Genomic DNA, 24,341 nt, shown 5'->3' with positions numbered 1-24,341 from the left:
GTGGGAATAGGGTCGGGGAAGGCGGTCGGGGTCGGACTCAGTCCTCGGCCTTGAGGTCGCGGTGGAGGAGATCGCGGACGCCATCCTGGACGCTCTTGCCTTCGAAGAGCATGGCATGGACTTCGGTTACGATCGGGACATCGACCTGGTGGTGGTGGGCGAGGCGGAGGGCGGAACGGGTGGTGGGGACGCCTTCGGCGATGGACGTCGTGGCGGCGGTGGCCTGTTCGAGGGACTGGCCGTGGCCCAGGCGTTCGCCGAGGGACCGGTTGCGGCTGATTTTGGAGAAGCAGGTGACCGTGAGATCGCCGAGGCCGCTGAGGCCGGAGAAGGTGTCCGGGAGTGCGCCGCAGGCGACGCCGAGCCGGCGGATCTCGGACTGGCCGCGGGTGATGAGGGCGGCCTTGGCGTTGTCGCCGAAACCGAGGCCATCGCCGATGCCGGCGGCGATGGCGATGACGTTCTTGAGGGCGCCGCCGAGTTCGACCCCGAGGCGGTCGGGGCTTCGATAGACCCGGAAGGCGGGGCGATGGAAGGCGGCCTGGACGAGTTCGGCGATGGCGGGGTCTTCGGAGGCGACGACGACGGCGGTGGGGACACCCCGGGCGACCTCGGGAGCCAGGCTGGGACCTGAGAGAGCGGCGACGGGGGCATGGGGGGCGAGTTCGCGGAGGATGCCGCCCATGGTGAGGCCGGAGGCGAGTTCGATGCCCTTGGTGGCGGTGACCACCGGGCAGCGGAGGTCGCGGAGTTCGGAAGCGACGTCGCGGAAGGCCTTCGAGGGAACGACCATCAGGACCAGGTCGGTCCCGCAGATGGCGGCTTGAGGATCGGGTTCGAAACGCCAGGAGCGCGGGAGGTCGAGCCCCGGGAGATAGGCGTCGTTTCGGCCGGTGCGGGCCATCCCTTCGAGGTGGGCGGCGTCGTGACCCCAGAGGGTGAGCTGATGTCCGTTCTGGTCGAGGACGAGCGCGAGGGCGGTGCCCCAGGCTCCGGCGCCGAGCACGGTGACGTTCATGGGGGCGGGGAAGGGGCGGGGGACGAAGCGGCGGCGGGGGCGGACGCCTTCCGTCCCAGGCGGGGTTCGGTGCCGTCGAGGAGGCGGCGGATGTTGGCGCGGTGGCGGACGAAGGCAAGGACGGCGAGGGCGAGGCTGAGCCCCAGGAGGACCGGATGCGGGTGCCAGTACCAGGTGGCCAGGGGAAGGATCGTGGCGGCGAGGAGGGCGCTCAACGAAACGATGCGGGTCAGCCCGAGACTGGCGAGGAAGACAGTGATGACGGCCAGGAACGACCAGGGGACCAGGCCGAGGAGGACACCGGCGGAAGTCGCGACACCCTTGCCGCCCTTGAAGCGGAGCCAGCAGGTGTAGTTGTGCCCGAGGACGGCGGCGAGGGCGCCGGCGACGGCCAGCCAGACGGGGACGGTGGCGGATCCGGCGGTGGAGGGGTGGGCCAGCCAGCGGCAGGCGGCGTGGGGGATGACGGTGCAGCCGACCAGTCCTTTGAGGGCATCCATGGCCAGCACGAACGAGCCGGCGGGTTTGCCGAGGATGCGAAGGGCGTTGGTGGCGCCGATGTTGCCGCTGCCGACCTGGCGCAGATCGACACCCCGGGCGCGCCCGACCAGATACCCGGTGGGGACAGACCCGAGGAGATAGGCGCCGGCGACGGTGACGAGGGCGGGAACGACCACAGGTCAGTGAGGGGTTTCCTCGTAGTGGCGGGCGAGGATGTCCTCGCCGAAGTCCCCGTTGAAGTCGCGCCAGACCGCGTGGATGTGATTCGCGTTGTTCTGGGTGTTGTCGTACTCGAGGAGGAAGGTCGGACCCTGCACGCGGTAGTAGTGGCCCTGGCCGGGAAGGACGGAACCGGCCCAGGCGAAATGGATCTGGTCGAAGCCCGCCTCGTCGATGCGGGCGAGATCCGCGTCGGCGACTTCCTGTCGGGACCGGCGGACGAACTCCTCGATCAGGGACCGGAGGAGCTTCTTCTCCTCGTCGTTCATCCGGGCGGCGGCGAGGCCATTGGGGGAAAGCGGGGTGGCCTTGCGCTGGGCGCCGGTGAGAATGTCCGGCGGGGCGGTCCCGGAGAAGACGGCCACACTTCGGCGTTCGGGGGGGAGGAGAAGGATGAGCTGGCGGCCAAGATCCTCTTCGGCGGCGAGGACGCGGAGGCCAGCCCGGGGGCCGGATCGGACTTCGGCCGGGTTGGTGCCGAAGAAGGACGGGGTGGAGGCGACGTGGTGCCCCTTGATGAGGGTGAAATTGACCGAGAGGTGGTGGCCTTCAACGCGCCAGCCCCAGGTGCCGGTCGCAGTGGGCTGGCCGAAGATCGTCCAGTAATAGTCCTCGGGATCGCGGTTCGGACCCCGGCCCTGTTCGAGATCGAGGAGGATCTGTTCGAGGCTCATGATGGTGGTCGCCTTGACGAAGCCGCGCTGGCTCATGCCGGAGGCGAGGAGGGCGGTGGCCAGGTGGCGTTGGGCGGCGCCGAGGTCCTTCCAGGAGACGCCCTTCCGGCCGCGGGGGATGAAGTGCCAGTTGAACCGTTCAGGATCCTCGAGGCTGTAGGTGGCCCGCTCCCGCTGGGCGGAGTCGAGGGCGGCGAGGAAGGCCCGGGCCGCCTCGGCCATCTCCGTGGCCGGAGCGTGGGCGCGGGCGGCGTGAGGCAGAACGAGGGCGATCGCCAGGGCGGCGGCGCCGATGGAGGGCAGGCGAAGCATGGCCCGAGAAGCTCGCGGGCCGGGGCAGGGTCAGGCAATGGGAAAATGGACCCCGTCGCAGGGGCGGGCAGGACGATTGACCCAGTCCTGAGGGGATTGGTCCGAGGTTCTTGGACAGGATGAACAGGATGGAGCGGAGCAACCGACAGGGAGCTCTCGACCCACCGCGAAACCCGGCAGGCAGGCGCCTCGTCTGCATCCTGTAGCCTCCCTGCTCCACTCGATACGGATACCGACCCCGACCCTCGAAACGGCATGCACCCCATTGGGACGATCGCCTCATTCCTCGTCCGCCGGGCGTCTGGCTCCTTGGCATTCGGTGTGAGCAGAGCGTGATGGGCAGACGTCAACGGTGCGGGCATCCCGGCCAACAGCACGGCCTGCGCATCCCTCCACGCATCTTGTCGATGCCAACCTCGATGCGGCGCCTTCTGGTGGCTTCCTGCCTGGCCGAAGTCACCCAGCAAATCCACTCGTTACGCGCCAGTGGGGTGAGATCGGCCCAGAGGCTCCTGGCAGCAGCATCGACCTCGATGGCTTCCCGGAAATCCGGTGGCAGCCTATGGACGATGCCGTCCGCGAGTCTTCGAGTGGTCATAGTTCAGAGCCTGTCTTGTTCGCCGTAAGGAATACTCATCACCAGAGCCGTCCGAACCTTCTGCGTGACTCCGAAGTCCACCTGCCAAACCTCCCATCGCTCCGGCACCTCAAGCCTCCTCGTTGTCCAGGTCGCGGAACGATGCCGAGGCAAGGGAAGCGAAATCGTCGTCGGTGAGGTCCTCCGACGTCGGTGAGGTCCTCCGACATTGGAACACCCTCCATGATCTCGCGGCGCAATTCCTGGCGTTCGGAATCAGACGAACGCTCGAATTCCTGAAGAATCTCGGCAACTGCCACTGTCATGGGAGAATCGTACGGTGTTCGAGGGGTGGGGCAGGGGCGGAATCCGTCCACCGACTGGTTCGGACTTCTGCGCCTATTCGACGGGATCGCGCATCATCTGGCGGAGTTCGGAGATCTCCATCCGTAGTCGCAGGCATTCGCGGGCCAGGACCTCGACCATGTCTGAAGACCTGATGTAGCCGGTATACGCTGCCGTCTCCAACTTCGTCTGATCCTCCTCTCGCTTAGATGTCATCGGGCGCCTGAAAGTTCACCGTGGCGGGGTTCCCGGGGCGGTCCGCCACGGGATGTCTGTGCAACCTCAACCATGGTTCCCATGCATAAAAAAAGTCCTCTCCCCATGCAATCCTGAAGCGCTTCGCCGACGATCTGGCGCTGCTGCCGCTCCAACCCCGCAGTCAGCGCTCCTATTGGGCCTGCGTCCGACAGCTCGCCGAACACTTCGGCCGGTCTCCCGACCCGCTCCGCCCCCCGCATTCTCCACATTCCTTCAGGGCTGGTCGCAATCATGACTCTGATTCCGGATAGAAGAATTGTGTCATCCAAGCCGCGTACTTCAACAGGCAAAAAGCAGCGAGCAACGGCCAAATGCACGTGACAATCATCGCAAACGCATTCTGTGCACTGCCAAATATGCCAGTGAACAGCATCGGGAAGAATGACAAGCCGCGATAAAGAAAAATCAGTCCAAGAACCCGGACTGCCAGTTTGAATATGTCTCTTGGATTCATAGCTGAGTGTGCGACCCGCTGACAGGCTTCCCACCCGAGGGTGACCCGGAGTGCATGCCGGCGAATAGACCGGACAACAGATTGAAAATCCTGGAAAGCGCATGGCAGACAAAAGTCAGTAGCAGACAGGGTATTCCAATGAGCCAACCGTAGGTAAGGATCATGAAAACTGAGGCCACCAATCCGATAATACTCGCGACAAGAGCGAGGACTTCCATGCGATCTGCGACATGGCGCCGTTCATAAATTTCTGTGCGGTTCATATGGGGTGCGTCGTTTCGCTGCGATTGAGGAGTCCTCTGGCAAGAATGAGGTTCTCCCGCCGAACGTCGAGGTGTGAGACCGGCGGGGTGCATGGCGATCCAGCGGATATGCCGGTCCACCTCGTCGCGATAACGCAGTCCCAAGCCCGCTTCTTGCTCGTCGTAGTAATCAGCCGCATCCTCGAACTCATGAGCTGCCTCGGGCAGGACGACGATCCTCATGGCCCCAGTCGCCGGTCCACCCGGGCGAGCACCTGCTCGTAGGGTATCCCTTCGGTGCGGCCTTCCTGCACCGCATGAACCCGCTCGGAGAGCTCCGCATCCCAAGCCCGTTGTCCGTCCTCGTGAGCGGCTGGTTCGTCCATCTCAATGAGGAACCTCACCAGCGCAAAGCGTTGATGACGAGGCAGATCAACCGCATCCCTCGTGACCTTCTCCAGTGCCGTACTCATGGCGCAAGACTACGTCACCGACCGCCGCTGTCCAGACCTCCATGCAGCCAACGACAAGCTATGCGACGCCGACCGAACGGCCAAGCCTATGAACCGCTGACGCTCCCGGCGTTCGCATGAGCGATTTGTTCGGTCCTCATTCGTTTACGATCCGATACTCGGAGGAGCAAGAGGCTGCAATTTGCTCGACGATCTGAAGATCTGCATCGAGCGCTACTAAAATGGGATCATCCGGGACATGATATATTCCGATATGACATGCGGCATCAGTGTACCGACTCATTCATGTGGAACGGTACACCACCGTAACGACAGTCGTATAAGGTCGGGGCTCGCCGTCTTGCACCAGTCTCTCAAACCTGAATCTCTTAACAGTCTCCAACGTAAACTTCGTGAGCCGCTCGCTGACCTCGCTGCTGGTAGCAGCCCCCTGGCTGCTGATGATCTCAACGTCTCCAGTCTCCCCAGCCTCGTCCACATACAGGCGCATCATATACCCAATCGGGGCTCGCGCCTGAGCCCACGCCGGGAAATCCACTTTCATTGCCGTAAGGATTGTCGGATTTTCCCAATAAACTGGCGCGGAGGAATCCACCGGACGGTGAATCACTGGTTTGTCGTAAGAACTGGCGTGTTGAATCTCCACATTGCCTGCCGGATCGCGAGAACAGCCGGATGGCAGAAGACACAGTGCGACACTGGCGAGGAGGGCCAATGGCAGGAGTAGCGGGACACTTCTGTTGTTCGTGTTCATATATTGTATAGTCCTGGGAGTTATTGTTTGGCCCAATGTCGAGGTGAGGGATCGGTGCCGGGGAACCCAGTCCAGCCGCGAGTCAAGGGCCAACCCTCTTCACTCGCCAGACAAGGTGCACGGCGGGCAGCGATTCGCTCGACCGTCTGGTTGAACCATTCACGTTTCAATCTGGCTTCTCGTATCTCAACGCACGCAGCCTGTTGGGCTTTCTCGAAGGTGCCGGAATATCTAGGCTCCCAAACGGGGTCTCCAAGGGGCGATTTAAATCGAGTGCGTGCATGAAGAATGCGACTCGAACATCGCCGCGGAAAAACTCCGGACGCTTAGAAAGCTCAGAACTTCGAGCCACAATCTTCGTGCCGTCCGCACTCAGCAATGCCTCCATCCAGGGAACCTGCCAGAACGAACGTCCAACTCCTTCTTTGGGTTGAGTGATCGCCCCAAAATCAAAAGTAGATTCCAGGCCCGAGATCATCATCTCAATCAGGTGGCATTTCTCCCGCGCTCGGACGGGGTACATGCCGAGAAGTGTCGCCTTGCCTTTCTGATGGACCGCAGGATTCGCTTTGCGAGCATCTGGATGACGCAAGTCGGTCTCCATATCCTGGAAAAGCTGCCGCAACTTGTCCGAGATCGGAAGGTGGTCCGTCGAGTGAGGCGCGTTGATGCCTAGGTCTTGCTTCGGCACGGTTGGATTGGAGGCTTCGTGATTTGTGGTCATGCATCCACTGAAGAGGAACGTAATCGCGACAAGCAACGCCATCGGTTGTAGGCAACTGCACATGCGGTCCAACGTTGATTAGACTGCCAAGAGGTTGGTGAAATGGGTTCTTGATTGTCAACGATGGATTGGGTTGGGTAGCCAGGCTGCAAAGTGGGCGATCCATGAAGCAGAGGCTGAGGGAAGGACGGGGAGGGTGATGGGGTTTGGGGGTGGGGAGGCAGCGAAGGGGTGGGGCGAGTTTCGTGGGGTCTCAGCCCATTGCTCCACACCCTTGCGGCCTCGTGGAACTCGGCCCTGCGATTTGATCACTCCGCTTCACCTTTCGAAGGGGCGAGCTTGTTGGGGTTCAAGCCAAGGCTCGACGCCGTTGCGGCCTCGTGGAAGCCGGTCCTCCGAGGCGACGGGTCGCGAGATTCGGGAACTTCCCCATGACTCCGGGGTGCACGGGTCTTGATCCTGGTCACTGCTTCGCGCCGGACGCATCGCCTGCTCGATTCTTGCAGCGAGGGGCTGCGACCCCGTGCGGGGTCGTGACCGGGGAAGGGGATCCACTTCCGGGGGTGGAACCCGCGAAGCCGGGTTCGACCCCCGGCTAATCTCTGGAAACCCTGCGGGTTTCGACGGGTGGTGTGAGTGAGCTTGTGAGCTTGTGGCGCTTCCTAGTCCCCAAGGATGAACCGAGGATTTTCGGACAGGAATTGCAGGATTAACAGGATACAGAAGGGCGGTCTGGCTGGCGGGGTTCGCGGTGGGTCGGGAGCTCCACACAAGTCTGTTGCTCCGGTCCATCCTGTTGATCCTGTCCAAGAGCCTCAGAGCAGATCCCTCAGGACGTGATCTTAATCTTAATCTTAATCTTAATCTTAATCCTAATCCCCAGTTCACATGAGGAATTGCAGGGCGGAGCAGGATCGAATCGGACCGGGTCCGTTCAAAGGCGACAACGCAAGAGGGTGAGCCTGTCGGTTCGAGGCGAGGACGAGGACGGGGACCGCCCTTCGGGCTGAGTACGAGAATCTACAAGGGAGGGATTGGGCGGTTTAGAAAGGGCTGGGAGATGCCCCTTTTGTTGCAGCAGGCGTCGTATTCCGACTCCGACTCCGACTTCGACTCCGATTTCGATTTCGATTTCGATTTCGATTTCGATTTCGATTCTGAGGCGGGGGGTGCGTCAGCGGGTGCGGGCGCGGTAGAAGCGGCGGGATTGGCCGACGGCTTCGAGGTCGAGGAGGTTGATGATGCCGCTGGAGGAGCTTTGGGAGCCGATGACGGACCAGGGGCCGGCGAGGGAGGGGGCGGCTTCGAAGTCGTAGGTGACGCCGGGTTCGCCCTGGAGGGTGAGTTGTCCGCCCTCGGAGAAGAGGGTGAGGGTGAGGGTGGGTTGCTGTCCGCCGGAGCCGGAGCCGGAGGGCGGGGGGAGGTAGAGGTTGTCGAGGAAGGCGGCGTCGAGGCCGCTCTGGAAATTTGGATCCTTGGTGTAGCGCCAGGTGAAGGTGTGGGTGCCGGCGCTGACGTTGAAGGTGACGGTCTGCCAGGGGACCTCGCCGGACCAGCGACGGACGACGGTGTCATCGATGAGGAACTCGAAGAAGTCCCAGGCCGGTTCGGTGCTGACGCGGACATCGAACGAGGCGGTGCCGGAGCCGGTGTTGGTGGTGAGGGAGAGGACGGCGGTCTGGCGGTGGTCGATGGGGGGGGTGCGCAGGGCGAAGGAACCGGCGGCGACGACGTTGGTCTGGACGATCCAGGGCGGGTCGCCCTGGGTCCAGGGGATGCGCGAGAGGTCGCCGGTTTCGAAGTCGTCGGTGAAGCGCACGGTGCGGAAGCGCGGGGTGACGCGGAGGTTGCGGTTGATGGCGATGTCGATGGGGTTCTGGGTGGAGGCGACATCGCCTTCCCAGCCGACAAAGGCGAAGTCGGGCTGGGGGACGGCGGTGAGGGTGACGCGGGCGCCGGACGGGAAGGCGCCGCCCGGGGGTGAGACGGCGCCGCCGTTGGCGGGGGAGACGGTGAGATTGAAGAAGGTGCCGGCCTGGAGGGGGGTGAAGACGTACTGGAGCCCGAACTCGCCGACGGCGGCGCCGAAGGCGTCCACGGCGATGCGATAGACGGTATTGCTGCTGACGAGGAGGGAGGTTTCGCTCCAGGCGACGCCGGGGAAGGCGTCATCGTTGCTGACGAGTTCGGTGAGGTTGGTCAGCGCGTTGCCGATGTACACGGCGAGGAGGGTGTCGAGGGGGGAACCGGAGGTGGTGAGATCGAGGCGGCCGTCGGACGGGGCGCGCCACCAGTACCAGACCGAGCGGCCGCCCTCGTTGCCGGCGTGGAAGGGTTCGCCGGATTCCTTGATGGCCTGGCGGTTGTGGGCGGCGACGAAGCCGCCGGTGCCGGGGAGCTGGGAGGCGAGGGCGAAGTAGGTGTTGGTGGGATTGAGGAAGCGGACGACGACGCTGTCGGCCTGACTGGCATTGCCGGCGAAGTCGTGGGCGACGGCGCTGACGATGTTGGTGCCTGGGGGGAGGGCGATGACGGCGGACCAGGCGTCGGTGCCGACGGCGTTGGTGACGACCTGGCCGTTCAGGCGCAGGACGACATTGCTGACGCCGGAGTCGAGGGGGAAGGGTTCGCGGGCGGAACCGGTCACGGCGAGGAGTTCGTCGGTGACGAGCGAGTCCTGGGCGGGCGTGAGGATGGCGACGACGGGGGGGCGGGTATCGGGCGTGCCGCCGGGGGCGACGCGGAGGCGGACGCGGCCGAAGCTGTTGGAGTCGAGGCCGGAGACGGCGATGCGATAGGTGAGGCCCTGGGAGGCGTTGAAGACTACGTTGGGGGGGAGGCGATTGGCGGTGTCGTTGGTGGAGGAGGCGACGCTGACGAGGTTGGTGAGTCGGTCGCCGCGATAGACGGAGAGGATGGCGGGGAACTCGGTGCCGGCGAGGTCGAAGAGGACATTGCCGCTGGCGGGGGCGGACCAGGTCCACCAGATGCTGCGGTCGTGGCCGGGGACGCTGGCGTGGCTGGGTTCGCCGCGTTCGAGGGAGGCGTACTGATTGGTGCCGAGGGTGGTTTCGCCGGCGCTGAGGAGTTTGAAGGCGTTGGTGAAGCGATCGTTGGGGGGGCGGGGGACGACGATGTAGGTCCTCTCGGTGCGATTGCTGATGACGACCAGGGGATCGGCGGGGGGTTCGGTGATGGCGGTGGCGAGTTCGACGCCGATGAGCTGGATGGCGATCGTGATCGGGGTTCGTTCCATGACCAGCGGCGTGAGGAGTTCGCCGACGAAGACGCCATCGTCATCGCCCGGGTTGAAGGAGAACTGGTTGGTGCCGAGCTGGCCGGTGATGACGATGTTGGTGAAGTCGATCCAGTTGCTGATGGTGACCGAGATGCGGTTGGTGGTCTCGGTGATGAGGATCGCGTTGTTGGTGGGCGCGACGGAGTACTCGAACTGGAGGGTGTTGGTGGGGTCCGGGGGGATTTCCTGGGCGGGTGCGAGGGCGGCGGCGCCAAGCAAAAGGGAGCCCGCAAGAAGTCGCCGGAGGGTCAGCATGGGGGGGACCTTAGGGGAGGCGGCGGAATCGAACAACCCCAAATGGCCCGCAACTGTGGTCTTTTGGCTTTCATCGATCTGCCGGCGCTGGCACGTTGGCCGCGATTCCCCGACGACGCGATGGCGCGCGACGGCATCAACCTTGGACCCGTGATGAAGCCCTTTTTCAACGTCCGCCCGCTCCGATTGGGAGTGTGGATTCTCGCCCTGACAGCCCTGGCCGCGGGTTCCCCGACGGTGCACGCGCAAGCGACGGGGTTGTCTCGCGAGTTTTACTCGGGGATCCCGGGCAACAGCGTGGCGGACCTGACGGGTTCGCCGAATTTTCCGGACCGGCCGACCTTTCGGGACGTGCTGACGGTGGCGTTCGAGACGGGGCAGAACATCGGGGACAACTACGGGCAGCGGATCCGGGGTTTTGTGCGGCCGCCGCAGAGCGGGGACTACGTGTTCTGGATTGCGAGCGACGATCATTCGGTGCTGTACCTGAGTCCGGACGAACATCCCTCGGGCAAGCGGGTGATTGCGCGGGTGAACGCGGCCACGGGGTTCCGGGCATGGTTCAGCCAGCCGGGCCAGCAATCGGCGCCGGTGCGGCTGGAGGCGGGTCGGAACTACTACATTGAAGCGCTGATGAAGGAGGGGGGCGGGTCGGATCATCTCTCGGTCCGTTGGCAGCTTCCGCTGGGTGGGATCGAGGAGCCGATTCCGGCGGTGAACTTCGTGCCCTTCGAAACGCCGCTGTATCCGCCCGAGATCACGCGCCAGCCGGCCAGCCTGACGGTGGCCGAGGGGAGTCCGGCGACGTTCCGGGTCGAGGTGCGCAACACGGATCCGCTGGGGTACCAGTGGCAGCGCAACGGGACGCCCGTGCCGGGTGGGACGGGGCCGGCCCTGACGCTGGGGCGGGTGGCCATGACGGATGACGGGGCGCGGTACCGGGTGACGCTGGTGAACGCGCTGGGTTTTCTGGTTTCGGAGGAGGCGGTGCTGAGGGTGACGGCCGACACGACGCCGCCGACGCTGGTCACGGTGTACAATGCGTCGTCCACCGAGGTGGTGGTGCGCTTCAGCGAACCGGTGCGGGAAGCGACGGCGCTGGTCGGCGGGAACTACGCGCTCGACGGGGGAGCGGTGGTGAGTGCGGTGCGATGGGGGAGCGGGGACGACGAGGTGATTCTGACGACGTCCCCGCTGGAGGCGGACGCGACGTACACGTTGACCGTCAACGGCGTGACGGACCGGGCGGCGACGCCCAACGCGATTGCGCCGGACACCCGGCTGGCGTTCACCGTATTGCGGTTGTCGCCGGTGACCATTGGGCGGCTGGCCTTGCCGACGATGATCGAGCCGGTGCCGGGCGGATTGAACATTGCAGCCGACGGGGCGGGGTTGTGGGGCACGAACGATCACGTCCATTTCAGCCAGCAGGTGCGGACGGGGGATTTCGACGTGCGGGTGCGGATCGAATCGCTGGAGCTGACGACGCTGTTCAGTCAGGCGGGGTTGATGGTGCGGCAGAGTCTGGCGACCAACAGTCCGTTTGCGGCGGCGCTGTCCACGCCGAGCCTGGCGGGCAGCCAGTTTGCGTGGCGGGGCATGACGGGGGCGGTGGTGCAGGCGAGCGGTGCCTTCCCGGTGAACTATCCGGAGACGTGGCTGCGGTTGCGGCGTCAGGGGACGAACTTCACGGGGTATGCCAGTTACGACGGGCTGGATTGGAGTTCCCTGGGTCGGGTGGGGATCGGGATGTCGAACGCGGTGTATCTCGGGGTGTTTGTGGGGAGCCGTTCAACGCAGGCGGTGGCACGGGCGTCGTTCCGGGATCTTGGGGATGTGGAGGAGGGGACGCCTGAGGGGGCCTTGCCGGGGAGGATCGAGCCGCTGGGTCCATCGAGCCGTTCGACGGGACTGGTGATCAGCGAGATCATGTATCATCCGGCGGCGCGGGAGGACGGGCGGGTGCTGGAGTACGTGGAGGTGTTCAATGCGGACTCGGTGTTTGCGGACCTTGGGGGATTCCGGATCGAGGGTTCGGTGCGGTATGCGTTTCCGCCGGGGACGCGACTGGGTGCGGGGGACTTTCTGGTGGTGGCACAGGCGCCCGGGGACGTGGCGGCGGAGTACGGGCTGGAAGGGGTGTTGGGGCCGTGGAGCGGGCGGTTGCCGCGGGATTCGGGGACGGTGCAATTGCGGAATCGAGCGGGGGCGCTGCTGCTGAATGTCGGGTATTCCGATCAGCCGCCGTGGCCGGTGGAGGCGGACGGGGCTGGGCATTCGCTGGTGCTGGCGCGGCCGAGTTACGGGGAGGGCGATGCGCGGGCCTGGGGGCCGAGCGAGTTTCGGGGTGGATCGCCGGGGGCTCGGGAGTTCATCGGGCGGGATCCGTGGCGCGGCGTGGTGATCAACGAGGCGCTGGCACATCCGGGGGAGGACATGGTGGACTTCATCGAGCTGTACCATCGGGGCGAGGTGCCGGTGGACCTGTCGGGGGGCATTCTGACCGACGATCCGGCGCGGGCGCGGTTTGTGATTCCGGCAGGGACGATCCTCGAGCCGGGCGGGGTGGTGGCGTGGGACCGGGCGGCGCTGGGGTTCGGGCTGACGTCGGCGGGGGAGGATCTGTTTCTGATCCGGCCGGACGGGGCGCGGGTGGTGGACGCGGTGCGGTTCGGGGCGCAGATGCGCGGCCTGTCGAGCGGCAGGGCCCCGGATGGGGCGGACGTCTGGCGACCCCTGGAGCGACCGACACCGGGGGCGGGCAACGCGCCGGCGTGGCTCGGGCCGATTGTGTTCAGCGAGTTCATGTACCATCCGCCGGTCGGGGAGCCGGGACAGTATGTGGAGTTGCACAACCGGGGGAGCGAGCCGGTGAATCTTCGGGACTGGCGGTTCGTGGACGGGATTTCGTTTGTGTTTCAGGAGGATGCGGTGGTGCCACCGGGGGGGTATTTCGTGGTGGCGAAGGATGTGTCGTACATGCGGGAGGCGTATCCGGATCTGCCGGCGGACCGGGTGACCGGGAATTTCGGGGGCAACCTGAGCAACCGGGGTGAGCGGGTGGCGTTGGCGCGACCGGAGCCGGTACTTGGGACCGATGCCAGCGGGGCGGTGGTGACCAACTTTCTGTACGTTGTCGTGGAGGAGGTGACGTACCGCGACGGAGGGCGATGGGGGCGGTGGTCGGACGGCGGGGGGAGCAGCATGGAGCTGATCGATCTGCGTGCGGACAGCCGGCTGGCGGCCAACTGGGCGGACAGCGACGAGACGGGCAAGAGCGAGTGGACGACGCTGGATGTCACGGGGGTGCTGGAGCTGGGCGTCGGGGTGCCGTCGGAACTGCAGATCATGCTGTTGCGGGCCGGGGAGTGTCTGATCGACAACGTGCAGGTGGTGGACCCCGGCGGGGCGAACCTGGTGGTGAATCCGGGCTTCGAGGGCGGTCTCAACGGATGGATTTCCCAGGGCAATCATGTCGCCTCGGGCCTGGGGACGGGCGGATACCAGAGTCCGCGAAGCCTGCATCTGCGGGCGAGCGCGGGCGGCGACAACGGGGCGAACCGGATCAAGACGGTGCTGCGGGGCAGTTCCCTGACCGAGAACAGCACGGCCCGGATCCGGGCCGACGTGCGCTGGCTGCGGGGGCATCCCGAGCTGCTGATGCGATTGAAGGGGAACTACCTCGAGGGCGTGGTCGAGCTGCCGATCCCGCGTCACCTGGGCACGCCGGGGGAGCCCAACAGCCGTCGGGTGAGCAACGCCGGACCGGCGGTGTACGAGGTGGCTCACGCCCCGGTGCTGCCCGCGGCGATGGAACCGGTGCGGGTGACGGCGCGGGTGCACGATCCGGACGGCGTCGGTTCGGTGCGTCTGCGGTATCGGTTCGATCCGTCGGTGAGCGTGCAGGAACTGCCGATGCGGGACGACGGGCGGAACGGGGACCGGGTGGCCGGGGACGGCATCTATACGGCGACGATTCCGGGGCAGGCGGAGGGGGTGCTGGTGGCGTTCTGGGTGGAAGCGACGGATGGCGCCACGCTGGCGGCGACGGCGACCTTTCCGGCGGACCCGCAGGCGGGGGCGTGCCTGGTACGGTTTGGGGACGCCACGCCGGCGGGGAGTTTCGGGACGTACCGTTTGTGGATGACCCAGGCGAACACGGACACCTGGGCGCAGCGGGAATACATGAGCAACGAGGCGTTGGACGGGACGATCGTGTACGGGAACCACCGGGCCATTTACAACGCCGGGGCGCGGTACCGGGGCAGTCCGTTCATCCGGCCGAACTACACGGGCCCGATGGGATCGTTGTGCGGGTACATCTGGACCACGCCCTCGGATGACCGGTTGCTGGGATCCGATGAGTTCAATCTGGACTGGCTCGAACAGCCGGGTCGGGACCCGACCCTCCAGCGGGAGAGGATGTCGTTCTGGATTGGGGAGCAGCTCGGGGTGCCGTTCAGCCACACGCGCTACATCCAGGTCTATGTGAACGGCGTCCGGCGGGGGCTGGTGTACACCGATTCGCAGCAGCCCAACGGCGAGTACATGTCGAGCTGGTTTCCGGAGGCCGACCGCGGGGAGATCTACAAGATCGACGACTGGTTCGAGTTCAACACGGCGGTGGAGCGCGAGTTCAACCGGGACGCCCGGCTCGAGGCGTATCCGACGCGGCAGGGCGAACTCACCCAGACCCGGTACCGGTGGAACTGGGAACGCAAGTCGAACCGGGGCCTCGACGACGACTACTCGAGTTTCCTCAACCTGGTCGAGGTGCTGAACCTTCCGGATGGCGAGGGGTATGACCGCCGGGTGGAGGAGACGCTGGACCTCGACGGGTGGCTTGGGCCGATTGTGACCCGCCGGGTGGTCGGGGACTGGGACGGTTACGGGTACCGGCGTGGGAAGAACACCTTCGCGTATCTCCCGCCGGGCGGGCGTTGGAACCTGCTGTTGTGGGATCTGGACTTCTCCCTGGGGGGAGGGAGCGACGGGGAGACGACGGAGATCTTCGTGGCCGACGATCCGGTGATGACGCGGCTGTACCGTCATCCGCATTTTGGCCGCGTGTATCTGCAGTTGTTTGCGGAGGCGGTGCGGGGCGCCCTGGCATCGGGGGTGGCGGACCCGCTGATGGACGCCAACCACGAGGCCCTCCAGGCGCACGGGCTGGACGCCGCCTCGCCGGCGCCGGTGAAGTCGTGGATCGCCAATCGCAGGCTCTATCTCGCCGGCGTGCTGGCCACCAACACGGCGCCGTGGTCCATCGACGGCGAGGGAACAGTCACCTCGGACAGCAATGTCCTGACCCTGACAGGCACCGCCCCGATCGAAGTGCGGACCATTTCGGTGAACGGCGCGGCGTATCAGCCGGTGTGGACGACGCGGACGAACTGGACGTTGAGTGTTCCGCTGCGGGCGGGGGCGAACCGTCTGGTGCTCGAAGGGCTGAACCGCCACGGGCAGCGGGTGAGCGGGGCGTTGGAGGCGGTGGATGTCGAGTTCACGGGGGCGGACGAGGCGCCGGAGGACTTTGTGCGGATCACCGAGATCATGTACGAGCCGCTGGATCCCGACGCCGAGTTTGTCGAGATTCTGAACCGCTCCGAGCGGACCACCTTTGACCTGTCGGGGTGGTTTCTCGACGGGGTGAACTACACGTTCCCGGGCGGGACGGCGCTGCCGCCGGGGGCCTACCGGGTGCTGGTCAAGGACCCGACGATTTTCGTGCGGGAACATGGGAACGCCGTGCCGGTGCTGGGGGCGTTTCCGGGGAGGCTGGACAATGCGGGCGAAACGCTGCGGCTGCTGCGGCCGGGGACTCCGGCGAATCCGTGGATCCTGGTCGATGAGGTGACCTATGGGAACCGCCTTCCGTGGCCGTTCCGGGCCCGGGGAATGGGTGGATCGCTGCAGGTCATCGATCCCGCCCAGGACAATCGCAGGCCGTCGAACTGGGGGGCGGTGGACGCCGACGGGCACGGGCATGCGGTGTGGCGGTTTGTTTCTGTGACCGACCGGGCGCGCTCCTCTGAAGTGCGGATCTCGATGGGCAGCCCCGGAGCGGTGCATGTGGATGATCTTTCGCTGGTGGCGGGAATGGTGCCGCGGGTGGGAACGGAGCTGGTGACGAACGGCGGCTTCGAGGAGGCCCTGGCGCCGCATTGGTCGGCCGATCCGGCGGTGGCGGGGTCGTTCATCGACACGGGCGTGAGTCGATCGGGCGGGTCGAGCCTGCGGTTGGTGGCGGGGGCGGACGGTTTCAATGCCGCGGCGTCGGTGCGACAGACCCTGGCAGTGCCGGTGGTGGAGGGGCAGTTCTACACGCTGAGCTTCTGGTATCTGGCGGGTCGGGATGGTGGGGATCTGACCGTCCGGCTGGACGGAGGCGGGGTGCAGACGGTGGTCGATGCGCGGGAACGGCCCATTGCGTTTGCGACCCCTGGAGCGCCCAGTTCGATGGCGGCGACGCTGCCGCCGTTTCCGGAGGTGTGGATCAACGAGGTGTTGCCGCAGCCGGTGGCTGGAACCGGGAGTTCTCCCTGGATCGAGATTTACAATGCGGGGGCCGAGGCGGTGAGTCTCGCGGGATGGTTCCTCTCGAACGATCCCACGGCTCCGGGGCGCTGGGCGTTTCCGGCGGGGGCCAGTCTGGGAGCCGGGGAATTCCGGGTGGTGTGGGCGGACGGCCAGGCGACGGGACCTGCCGGCTGGCGCGCGTCGTTTGCGCTGACGCCGGGCGCGGGTTCGGTGGTGCTGTCGCGGAGTCACAACGGGCTTCCGGCGGCGGTGGATTTCGTTCACTACGCGGGAGTGGGGGCGGGACGGTCCGTCGGATCATTCCCGGATGGTGCGTGGTCGGAGCGGCGGGTGTTCGAGATCCCGACGCCGGGGGCGCCGAACGATCCCACTTCGCTGCCCGTGCGGGTGGTGTTCAACGAGTGGATGGCGCGCAACAGCAGCACGATTGCCGACCCCGCCGACGGGGCGTTCGACGACTGGTTCGAACTCTACAATGCCGGGAGCGCGCCGGTGGACCTGACGGGCTACTCGGTCACCGACAACCCGAACAACCCGACCAAGTCGGTGATTCCGCCCGGGTTCATCCTGGCGCCGGGTGCGGTGATGCTGGTCTGGGCGGACGGGCAGCCGGAGCAGAACGCGCCCGGACGGGATCTCCACGTGGACTTCGCTTTGAGCGGGGACGGTGAAAGCCTGTCGTTGTACTCGCCGGGGGGGACGCTGATTGACCATGTCGATTTCGGGCCCCAGGAGCGGGACGTCAGCGAGGGGTTGATGCCGGACGGCGCGGTGGGCTCGGTGGTCCGTTTCAACCAGCCGACCCCGGGCCGGCTCAATGCCGGTGGGGCGGTTGAGACCATCCGCTTCACGGCGATCGACGCGGGAACGGCTGGGGTGCGGATCGAGTGGAGCGCACGGGCCGGGGGCGTTTACCAGGTGCAGTTTGCGGCGTCGCTGGGAGGGGCGTGGAGCAATCTGGGAAGCCCGGTGACCGCCACCGGGTCGTCGGCCTCGTGGATCGATCCGGAAGGGCTGGTGGCAGGCCGGTTTTACCGGGTGGTTGGACTGGGCGGGCCTTAGAGCCTGTCTGAAAACAGGGCCCCTTCCAGTTTTCAGACAGGCTCTTAGAGCAGTGAGGTGCGAATTCAGGGCCGATGCGCGGCCGCTCGCGCTGGGGGCTCGATGAGGGGTTCCGACTCGTGTCGGTCCCGGAAGAGCGGCGTGCCAGGCAGTGCGGGGCGGGGCGGGAACCGGTCGAGATCGATGGATAATCGTTGTCCGTCCGCTTCGAGGCGGGATCGCAGCACGCCGGGGTTCAGGTCGTGCAAGGGCACCTGGTGGGAGAGGGCGAGGAGGGCGGCGGTGGCGGCGGACTGGCCAAGGATCATGAAGACGGGTTCCATGCGGACGGAACCGTAGGCGATGTGGGAGGAGGAGACCGCACAGCAGACCAGCAGATTGCCGCACTCATGACGTCGTGGGAGGAGGGACCGGAAGGAGAATCATGGTTTTGGCAGGGAAGGAAGGTCGTGACGGGGATGCCTGGCAGGGCACGGAACCTCGCGGGAGGAACCATCCACGTTGTGGGCTTCGTTGCGGCAGCGTCGCTTGCCGCGACGAGGGGGTAAAGGTGGGAATCGGGGGGGCGCATCCCGGAGTTGTGGGTGAGGATGCAGCGAATCGGAGGGACGAGCTCCGCGAGTCCTCAATCCAGCGCTCCACACCGTTGCGGCCTCGTGGAACCCGGCCCTCCGAAGCGCCTCCTGGCGGAATTCGCACCTCTACCGACAACTCCGGGATGCACTGCTTCCCGGCTTCCCGGCTTGCGGGCGATTGCGGAGATGGGGGTTGCCCGGTACGGTCCAGCGTTCGTCATCCGAGTCATGGAACCTCCGGTCCCGATCCGAAGCCGCATCGAGCCTGCCCATCCGCGCTTTCCCTGGGTGGTGGCGCTTCTTGCGGCGACGGCGATCGCGCTGGGATGTCTGGCGCTGGTGGCGTATTTGCGGACGTTGTCGGAGGCGCGGCAGGTGGCGGACGGGGGCGTGGACCTGGTGCGGTATGTGGTGACGAACGCGCCGGGGATTGCCGAGCGGTTCCAGACGGGGACGATCACACACACGTTCCGGAAGGGGATCCCGGAGGTCAGCCGCAATCAGGGGGACATACTCGAGCTGGCGACGTCACGGAGCGAGGAGACGATCACGCGACGGGACGCGCGCCGGGTGGCATGGGACTGGGTGTATCTCGGGACCACGCTGGCGGAGATCCGGGTTCCGGTGACGTTCCGGTATCATGTGAGGCTATCGGATCCGTGGAAGCTGGCGGTACGGGACCAGGTGTGCGTGGTGCTGGCACCGCCGATCCGGCCGAGTCTTCCGCCCGCGATCCATACCGACGGCATGGAGAAGCGGGCCGAGAGCGGTTGGGCACGATTCGACAAGAGCGGCCACCTCGAGGCCTTGGAGCGCGAACTGACGGCGACGCTGTCGGAGCGGGCGGGCGACCCGCTCCATATTGCGCTGGTCCGGGAGGCGTGCCGTCAGTCGGTGGCGGGGTATGTGAGGAACTGGTTGTTGAGAGAGGACCACTGGCGGGAGGACCGGTTCACCGCGGTGAAAGTGTATTTCCCGGACGAACTGGCGGTGGAGAGCGAGGAGGAACTGGCCCGGTACGGGGAGACTCCGACGCTGTGGCTGGGCGGGCCGTGAGGGCGTGAGGGCGGAGGGCTGAGGGCGGAGGGCTGAGGGCGGAGGGCGGGTGGTGATGCTTGTTGAGCCGGGGGATGGGAATGGGGAGGATGGGGCACCGCGTTGGGGCATGGCGGAAGTCTGTCCTGCGGCGCATCGATGCATGAGTGGATGAAGAATCCGTTTCTCCGCGGTCGGTCGGCAGCGGCCACGGGGAATGATCGGTGGAAGGCGGCGGGGATGCTGGCGGCCGGATGCCTGTTGCTGGCGTTGGGGGCGCTGATTCCGGTGCAGGTGCGGACGGTGGATCGGGACGTTCTGGTGGCGGCGAGCCGGGGGACGCCGACGCTGATCGAGGAGGCGGACCGGGCGATGGCGGCGGGGCGTCTGGGACCGGCGCGGTGGATGTATGAGGCGGCCGGGCCGTCGGCGGAGGTGGAGGCGCGATTGGCGGTGGTGGGATGGCGCTTCGATGGGGATTCACGGCTGGCGCGGTGGGGCGGACCGAACTCATGGCTGGACGGGACGGTGGGCGACAGGGTGGCGGGGGGACAGGGGCGTGCGCCGACGGTGTTGGACTGGCTGGTGCCGGAGGAGATCCGGGAGGTGCTGCGGCACGCGCTGGGCGCAAGTGCGCATCCGGTGACCGGCGCGTTGCTGGCCTGCCGGGGATTGGAGGAGACCCGGTTGCTGCCCCCGGTGCATTCGGCTTCGGGCCAGCCGTTCGAGGCGGCGCTGCTGATGGCGGGGGTGCTGGTGGAGTCGGGCCGGATTCACCCGGTGCTGATGCTGGAACTGGAGCGGGAGGCGATGGCGGCGTTGCGCCGGGGGGACAGCGTGCGGATCGAGGCGGGGATGCTGGAGTTGCTGGCCGCGGCGCGGATGATGGATTGGGAGCGGTTGGCAACGTTGATGGAGCGTTGTGAAGATCTGCGGAGTCTGGGCGTGCTGGTCGGGGTGGCGGGGCACGACGGGCCGGCATGGGGCCGGTTGTTTTCGGCGGTGGTGCTGGAGGGCGGGGCACGGGCGGTGGCGTCGTATCTGGACCGGCACGGAGCGGCAGGGTTGTCGGATCTTGGGCAGGCGGTGGCACTGGGGCGTGGGGCACTGGGGGCGCTGCTGGAGCGGGAGCAACGGGTGCGCGAGGCGGGGATGCGGGGTCGGGTGCTGAAGGCGCTGCGGTTGGAAGGGGTTTCAGAATGGCTTGGAAGGTCGGCGCTGCGGGCGCCAGGCTTCTCGCTGGCCGCCAAGTATCTGCTCTGGCTGGACGGGTTGTTCTTGCTGGTGCTTGGCCTGTGGCATGGGCGGCGGCTGGGGTTGAACGAGGCGAGCCGTCAGTTTGAGCCGCGTCCGGCCATCGGGCGGCTGCTGGCGGTGACGGGGGCGGGGGCGGTGCTGCTTTTCCTCGCGAGCGAGGGGTTGCTCGTGCTGAAATCGGTGCCGTTGGAACCTGGGGCATCGTCCGTGGCGCCCGTCTTCCAGGCCCGGTTGCGGCTCGACATCCCCCAGGTCACGACAGCCGTCATGAACGAGAAGGTGCTTGCGATGCTGGTGGCGTTCTTCGTGATCCAGCTTGCCATTTATTTTGTGGCGCTGGGGCGGTTGCGGCATATCCGGCGGCGGTTGGAGGAGGGTGGGACGAAGTTGCGGCTGCTGGACAACGAGGAGGCGATGTTCGATGCGCCGCTGTACATCGGGATCGGGGGGAGCGTGCTGGCGCTGGTGATGCGGCTGACGGGAATGGACGAGATCAGCCTGATGGCGTCGTACTCCTCCACGCTGTTCGGGATCCTCTTCTGTTTCGTTTTGAAGGTGATGCATGTACGGCCGTACCGGCAGCAACTGATTCTCGAGTCGGCGGAGAGGAAGGATCCATGAACCGGTCGGTGCTGCTGGTCATCTGCGACTTCCTGATCCTGACGCTGCTGTCGTTTGTGGAGTTCGATGCCCCGGCCCCGGTGGCGGGTGCTGCGGCAGCGCCGGGGGAAACGCGGCCGGCGGTGTCGGCGCCGGCGATGAGCAACATGCTGACGACGCTCGAGATGGCCCTGGAGTCGGAGCGGGAGCGTCGGGGGGTGTTGAGCCAGGCGTTGACGGCGACGCAGGCGGAGCTGGAGCAGCGCCGGAAGGTGATCGAGGAGCGGGAGCGGAACCTGTCGGAGGTGCGGGGGCGGCTGGAGGCATCGGAGACGGAGGCGCGGCGACTGGCGGAGGAGCGGCTGCGGCTGGAGCAGCGGCAGAGCGAGGCCCTGGCGAGCGTGCAGGCGTTGCACCAGGCGTTCGAGGTGACGCAGCGCAACACGGACACGCTCCGGGAGCGGCTGACGGATTCGACCCGGGAGGCTGCCGAGGCGACGGCGCGGCTGCGGACGATGGAGGAGGATCTGGCGCGGCAGCGGCAGGAGGCGGAGGCGATGCGGAGGCGGATGGCGGTGCTGGACGAGACGCGGGAGGCGTTGAACGAGGAGAAGCGGGCGCTGGCAATGGAGTTGCGGCAGACCGAGGTCGAGGCGCGCGCGGCGCGGATGCTGGCGACCAACCTGAACGAGCAACTGGCCACGGTGGGGCGTGAAAGGGCGGAGCTGCTGGAGACCACATCGAGGCTGGCGACCAACATCACGGTCATCAGCGAGCAGTCGAGCGCGATCCGGACGGAGATCGAGCGGCACACCGAGCAGGCGGGGGCCCTGCGGGAACAGATCGAGCGGCAGGTCCGTCTGCCGGCCAACGCCATCTATGGCGAGTTCCTGTCCAACCGCGTGGAACTGGCGGTGGCGGGCACCACCCGGGGCGGGTTCGGGCAGGAGGTGGTGAGGCGGCGCGAGACGGGGATGGTGTTCGTGCGGGAGGGGGAGCGGGTGTACGGGCTGGTGCATGTCGATGCGATTCCGCTGCGGCTCTGGCCTCCGGAGGCGACCTGGACGGGATTCTCGGCCGAGGTGACACGGGGCGGGGCCGTTGCGGGGTTGCCCGGGTTCGCCCTGTTGGCGAGGGATCCGCGGATTGTGATGATCCCGGTGGATCCGGCGGTGCCAGCGGCGCTCGGCGTGCGGGTGTACGAGGCGGTGGGGGACCCGTCAGAATTCGGCGAGGCGGTGGTGATCGGGGGCGGGGGGACGAATTACGGGGAGTGCCAGTTCCGATTGGTGCCGAATTCGCCGGGTTACGTGCAGATGGAGCGCTCGACGTTTCGGCGCTGGATGGGGGACTTCGCGCCGCGGAAAGGGGACCTGGCGTTCACGCGGACGGGGTTGTTCCTGGGGATTCTGGTGAACGGGGATCACTGCCTGCTTCCGGGCGCCTGGGAGACGCTGCCGGAGTTCCGATGCGGCGAACGGTTGGACCCGGCGGCCAACACGGCGGTGCTGCGGGCCGCGCAGGCGGTGGTGGAACGGTTGCCGGGGGCGTTGAAGTGAAAGGGGCCGTAGAATCGGCTTCCCCTTGGGGGCCGGGTTTCACACCTTGCGGGAAAACATGGATTCGAAGGCGTTGGCGCTGCGGTGCCGGGAGTTGGCGGACGACAAGAAGGCGGAGAACCTGGTGATTCTGGATCTCCGGAAGCTGCCGGGGGTGACGGACTACATGGTAATCGGTTCGGGGACCAGTGAGCCGCACCTGCGCGCGGTGGTGGAGGAGGTCGAGCTGAAGCTCAAGCGGGACGAGGGGCTCTGCCCGCTGGCGGTGGACGGGACCTGGCACAGCGGGTGGGTGGTGCTGGATTACGTGGACGTGATGGTGCACGTGATGAAGCCGGATGTGCGGGAACATTACGACCTCGAGGGGCTTTGGAATGACGCGCCCCGGGTCCGGGTGACGGCGCGGAAGGCGGCGGTGAAGAAGGTCCCGGCGAAGAAGGCGACCCCGCGGGCGACGAAGAAGAAGGCGGCGTGACGCGAGTTCCCGGGAACGGCCCGCACTTCCGGGGCGGAAGACGGTAGGTGCGGGTTTGTTCGGAGCGCCGACATCCCTGTCCGCGTGGTGTCTGGTTGGGGTCCTCGCGGGCGTGACCGTCTGCGCTCCGTGCCGCGGCCCGGGCATTTGCAGGGCATCGAGATCAACGGCGGGCGTGGTAGGCGGCCTGGGCGTATTTCCCGGCGACCAGTTCGGAGGCGAGGGCTGCCGCTTCGGGTGGCGTGGCTGGAGCCGGGGCGGTGGATGGGAAGAAGGCCGGCGGGGCGGTGTGGGTCATGGCAGATTCCCAGTCCGCGCGATCGAGGCGGGGTGGCGGCTGGAGAGAACCCTGGATGAGGAGGCCGAGGCGGTTCCGTCGCTGGGCGGCTCCGGCGATCTTGCGTCCGCCCCAAAGGACATCGAAGCGTTCGTGACCGGCGAAGCACTGTCCGGGGGCGACGCATCGGGCGACCTGGGCGAGTTCGGCGGAGACTCCCAAGGTGCCGAGGGCCTCGACGATCCAGGCGTGGACGGAGCGGTAGCTTTCGAGGGCCGACAGTTCGTACCAGGGATGGGCGGGCGGCACGGTGAAGCTGTAGGTCCAATCGCAGTCGTGGGGGACCAGTCCGCCGCCAGTGGGACGGCGGAGGAGTGGGCGGAGCAAGGTTTGGCGTTCGATGTCGGCCAGGCGCTGGGAGTAGCCGAAGGTGGCGGCTGGCCCGGTCCAGCCGTAGAAGCGCAGCAGCGGGCTCTGGCGTGGGGCGGCGGTGACGAGGAGAGCCTCGTCGAGAGCCATGTTCCAGGCCGGTTCCCCGGGGCCGGTGGAGAGGATCAGGAGCGGGGGCAACGAAGTGGAGGTGGCAACGGAGGTCATGGGATGGCGACCGTGGGAACGATGGCCCGGGAGGGGAGGGTTCGGCGAGTCCCGGTCACGTTGGGCCTGAATCCTGAGCGAGGGATTCTCCTGAAGTGGCGTGGAGTGGAAAAGGGGGGGGCGAAATGCCGGGAGGGTAGGGAAGCTGGGCGGAAGGGTTGGGCAAATGGACGGAAACGGCGTGCGTATGCACGGAGGTACCGTCCATTTCGGGGAGGGGATGGGGCGGGGAGTGGCGTGGAGTGGAAAGGGGGGGAGGT

17 protein-coding genes are annotated in these 24,341 nt (G+C 66.5%); 5 read left to right on the top strand and 12 right to left on the bottom strand.

Going from position 1 to position 24,341, the window contains the following annotated elements:
- Window positions 1–37 precede the first annotated feature (37 nt).
- From KF833_07955 to KF833_07910, 10 genes are all read right to left on the bottom strand, one after another.
- Complete coding sequence (locus KF833_07955) at window positions 38–1,018, bottom strand: NAD(P)-dependent glycerol-3-phosphate dehydrogenase (protein ID MBX3745231.1); 981 nt, start codon at window positions 1,016–1,018, stop codon at window positions 38–40.
- On the bottom strand, window positions 1,015–1,695 hold the full coding sequence (gene plsY / locus KF833_07950; protein ID MBX3745230.1) for a glycerol-3-phosphate 1-O-acyltransferase PlsY: 681 nt from the start codon (window positions 1,693–1,695) through the stop codon (window positions 1,015–1,017). Before plsY ends, KF833_07955 begins: the two co-directional genes overlap by 4 nt.
- A gap of 3 nt (window positions 1,696–1,698) precedes the next feature.
- The gene (locus tag KF833_07945) at window positions 1,699–2,724 is read right to left on the bottom strand and encodes a DUF3500 domain-containing protein (GenBank protein ID MBX3745229.1); all 1,026 of its coding nucleotides are present in this window, start codon (window positions 2,722–2,724) and stop codon (window positions 1,699–1,701) included.
- A 346-nt stretch (window positions 2,725–3,070) separates the two neighbouring features.
- The gene (locus KF833_07940) at window positions 3,071–3,322 is read right to left on the bottom strand and encodes a YdeI/OmpD-associated family protein (protein MBX3745228.1); all 252 of its coding nucleotides are present in this window, start codon (window positions 3,320–3,322) and stop codon (window positions 3,071–3,073) included.
- A 378-nt stretch (window positions 3,323–3,700) separates the two neighbouring features.
- Window positions 3,701–3,862, bottom strand: a complete 162-nt coding sequence (locus KF833_07935) for a hypothetical protein (GenBank protein ID MBX3745227.1) — start codon at window positions 3,860–3,862, stop codon at window positions 3,701–3,703.
- A gap of 492 nt (window positions 3,863–4,354) precedes the next feature.
- On the bottom strand, window positions 4,355–4,843 hold the full coding sequence (locus KF833_07930) for a hypothetical protein (protein ID MBX3745226.1): 489 nt from the start codon (window positions 4,841–4,843) through the stop codon (window positions 4,355–4,357).
- Window positions 4,840–5,073 (bottom strand): addiction module protein, encoded by a 234-nt coding sequence (locus KF833_07925; protein MBX3745225.1) that lies wholly within the window; start codon window positions 5,071–5,073, stop codon window positions 4,840–4,842. Before KF833_07925 ends, KF833_07930 begins: the two co-directional genes overlap by 4 nt.
- A gap of 283 nt (window positions 5,074–5,356) precedes the next feature.
- Window positions 5,357–5,617, bottom strand: a complete 261-nt coding sequence (locus KF833_07920) for a hypothetical protein (protein MBX3745224.1) — start codon at window positions 5,615–5,617, stop codon at window positions 5,357–5,359.
- A gap of 376 nt (window positions 5,618–5,993) precedes the next feature.
- A complete protein-coding gene (locus KF833_07915) occupies window positions 5,994–6,593 on the bottom strand; it encodes a hypothetical protein (protein ID MBX3745223.1) in 600 nt (199 codons plus the stop codon).
- Window positions 6,594–7,725: 1,132 nt separating this feature from the next.
- Window positions 7,726–10,104 carry a hypothetical protein gene (locus KF833_07910; protein ID MBX3745222.1) on the bottom strand — a complete coding sequence of 793 codons (2,379 nt, stop codon included), beginning with the start codon at window positions 10,102–10,104 and terminating at the stop codon, window positions 7,726–7,728.
- A 42-nt stretch (window positions 10,105–10,146) separates the two neighbouring features.
- On the opposite strand from KF833_07910, the gene KF833_07905 reads away from it, so the two are divergent.
- Window positions 10,147–17,706, top strand: coding sequence for a lamin tail domain-containing protein (locus KF833_07905; protein ID MBX3745221.1), 7,560 nt, complete (start codon window positions 10,147–10,149; stop codon window positions 17,704–17,706).
- A gap of 65 nt (window positions 17,707–17,771) precedes the next feature.
- On the opposite strand, the gene KF833_07900 is transcribed toward KF833_07905, so the two are convergent.
- Window positions 17,772–18,083, bottom strand: coding sequence for an FAD-dependent oxidoreductase (locus tag KF833_07900; GenBank protein ID MBX3745220.1), 312 nt, complete (start codon window positions 18,081–18,083; stop codon window positions 17,772–17,774).
- Between the two features lie 426 nt (window positions 18,084–18,509).
- On the opposite strand from KF833_07900, the gene KF833_07895 reads away from it, so the two are divergent.
- The 4 genes from KF833_07895 (at window position 18,510) to rsfS (ending at window position 23,207) form a co-directional block, all read left to right on the top strand.
- Window positions 18,510–19,337, top strand: a complete 828-nt coding sequence (locus tag KF833_07895) for a hypothetical protein (GenBank protein MBX3745219.1) — start codon at window positions 18,510–18,512, stop codon at window positions 19,335–19,337.
- Window positions 19,338–19,487: 150 nt separating this feature from the next.
- Window positions 19,488–21,194 (top strand): hypothetical protein, encoded by a 1,707-nt coding sequence (locus KF833_07890; GenBank protein ID MBX3745218.1) that lies wholly within the window; start codon window positions 19,488–19,490, stop codon window positions 21,192–21,194.
- A complete protein-coding gene (locus KF833_07885; GenBank protein MBX3745217.1) occupies window positions 21,191–22,732 on the top strand; it encodes a hypothetical protein in 1,542 nt (513 codons plus the stop codon). Before KF833_07890 ends, KF833_07885 begins: the two co-directional genes overlap by 4 nt.
- Window positions 22,733–22,790: 58 nt before the next feature.
- Entirely contained in the window at window positions 22,791–23,207 is a 417-nt protein-coding gene (rsfS, locus tag KF833_07880) for a ribosome silencing factor (GenBank protein ID MBX3745216.1), read from the top strand.
- Window positions 23,208–23,370: 163 nt separating this feature from the next.
- On the opposite strand, the gene KF833_07875 is transcribed toward rsfS, so the two are convergent.
- On the bottom strand, window positions 23,371–24,081 hold the full coding sequence (locus KF833_07875; protein ID MBX3745215.1) for a hypothetical protein: 711 nt from the start codon (window positions 24,079–24,081) through the stop codon (window positions 23,371–23,373).
- Between the last annotated feature and the right edge of the window lie 260 nt (window positions 24,082–24,341).

The organism is Verrucomicrobiia bacterium (genome assembly GCA_019634625.1).
In the GTDB taxonomy this organism is placed as follows: domain Bacteria; phylum Verrucomicrobiota; class Verrucomicrobiia; order Limisphaerales; family CAIMTB01; genus CAIMTB01.
Note: the sequence above shows the minus strand (reverse complement) of the source record. Positions and strands in the feature narration are given on the sequence as shown.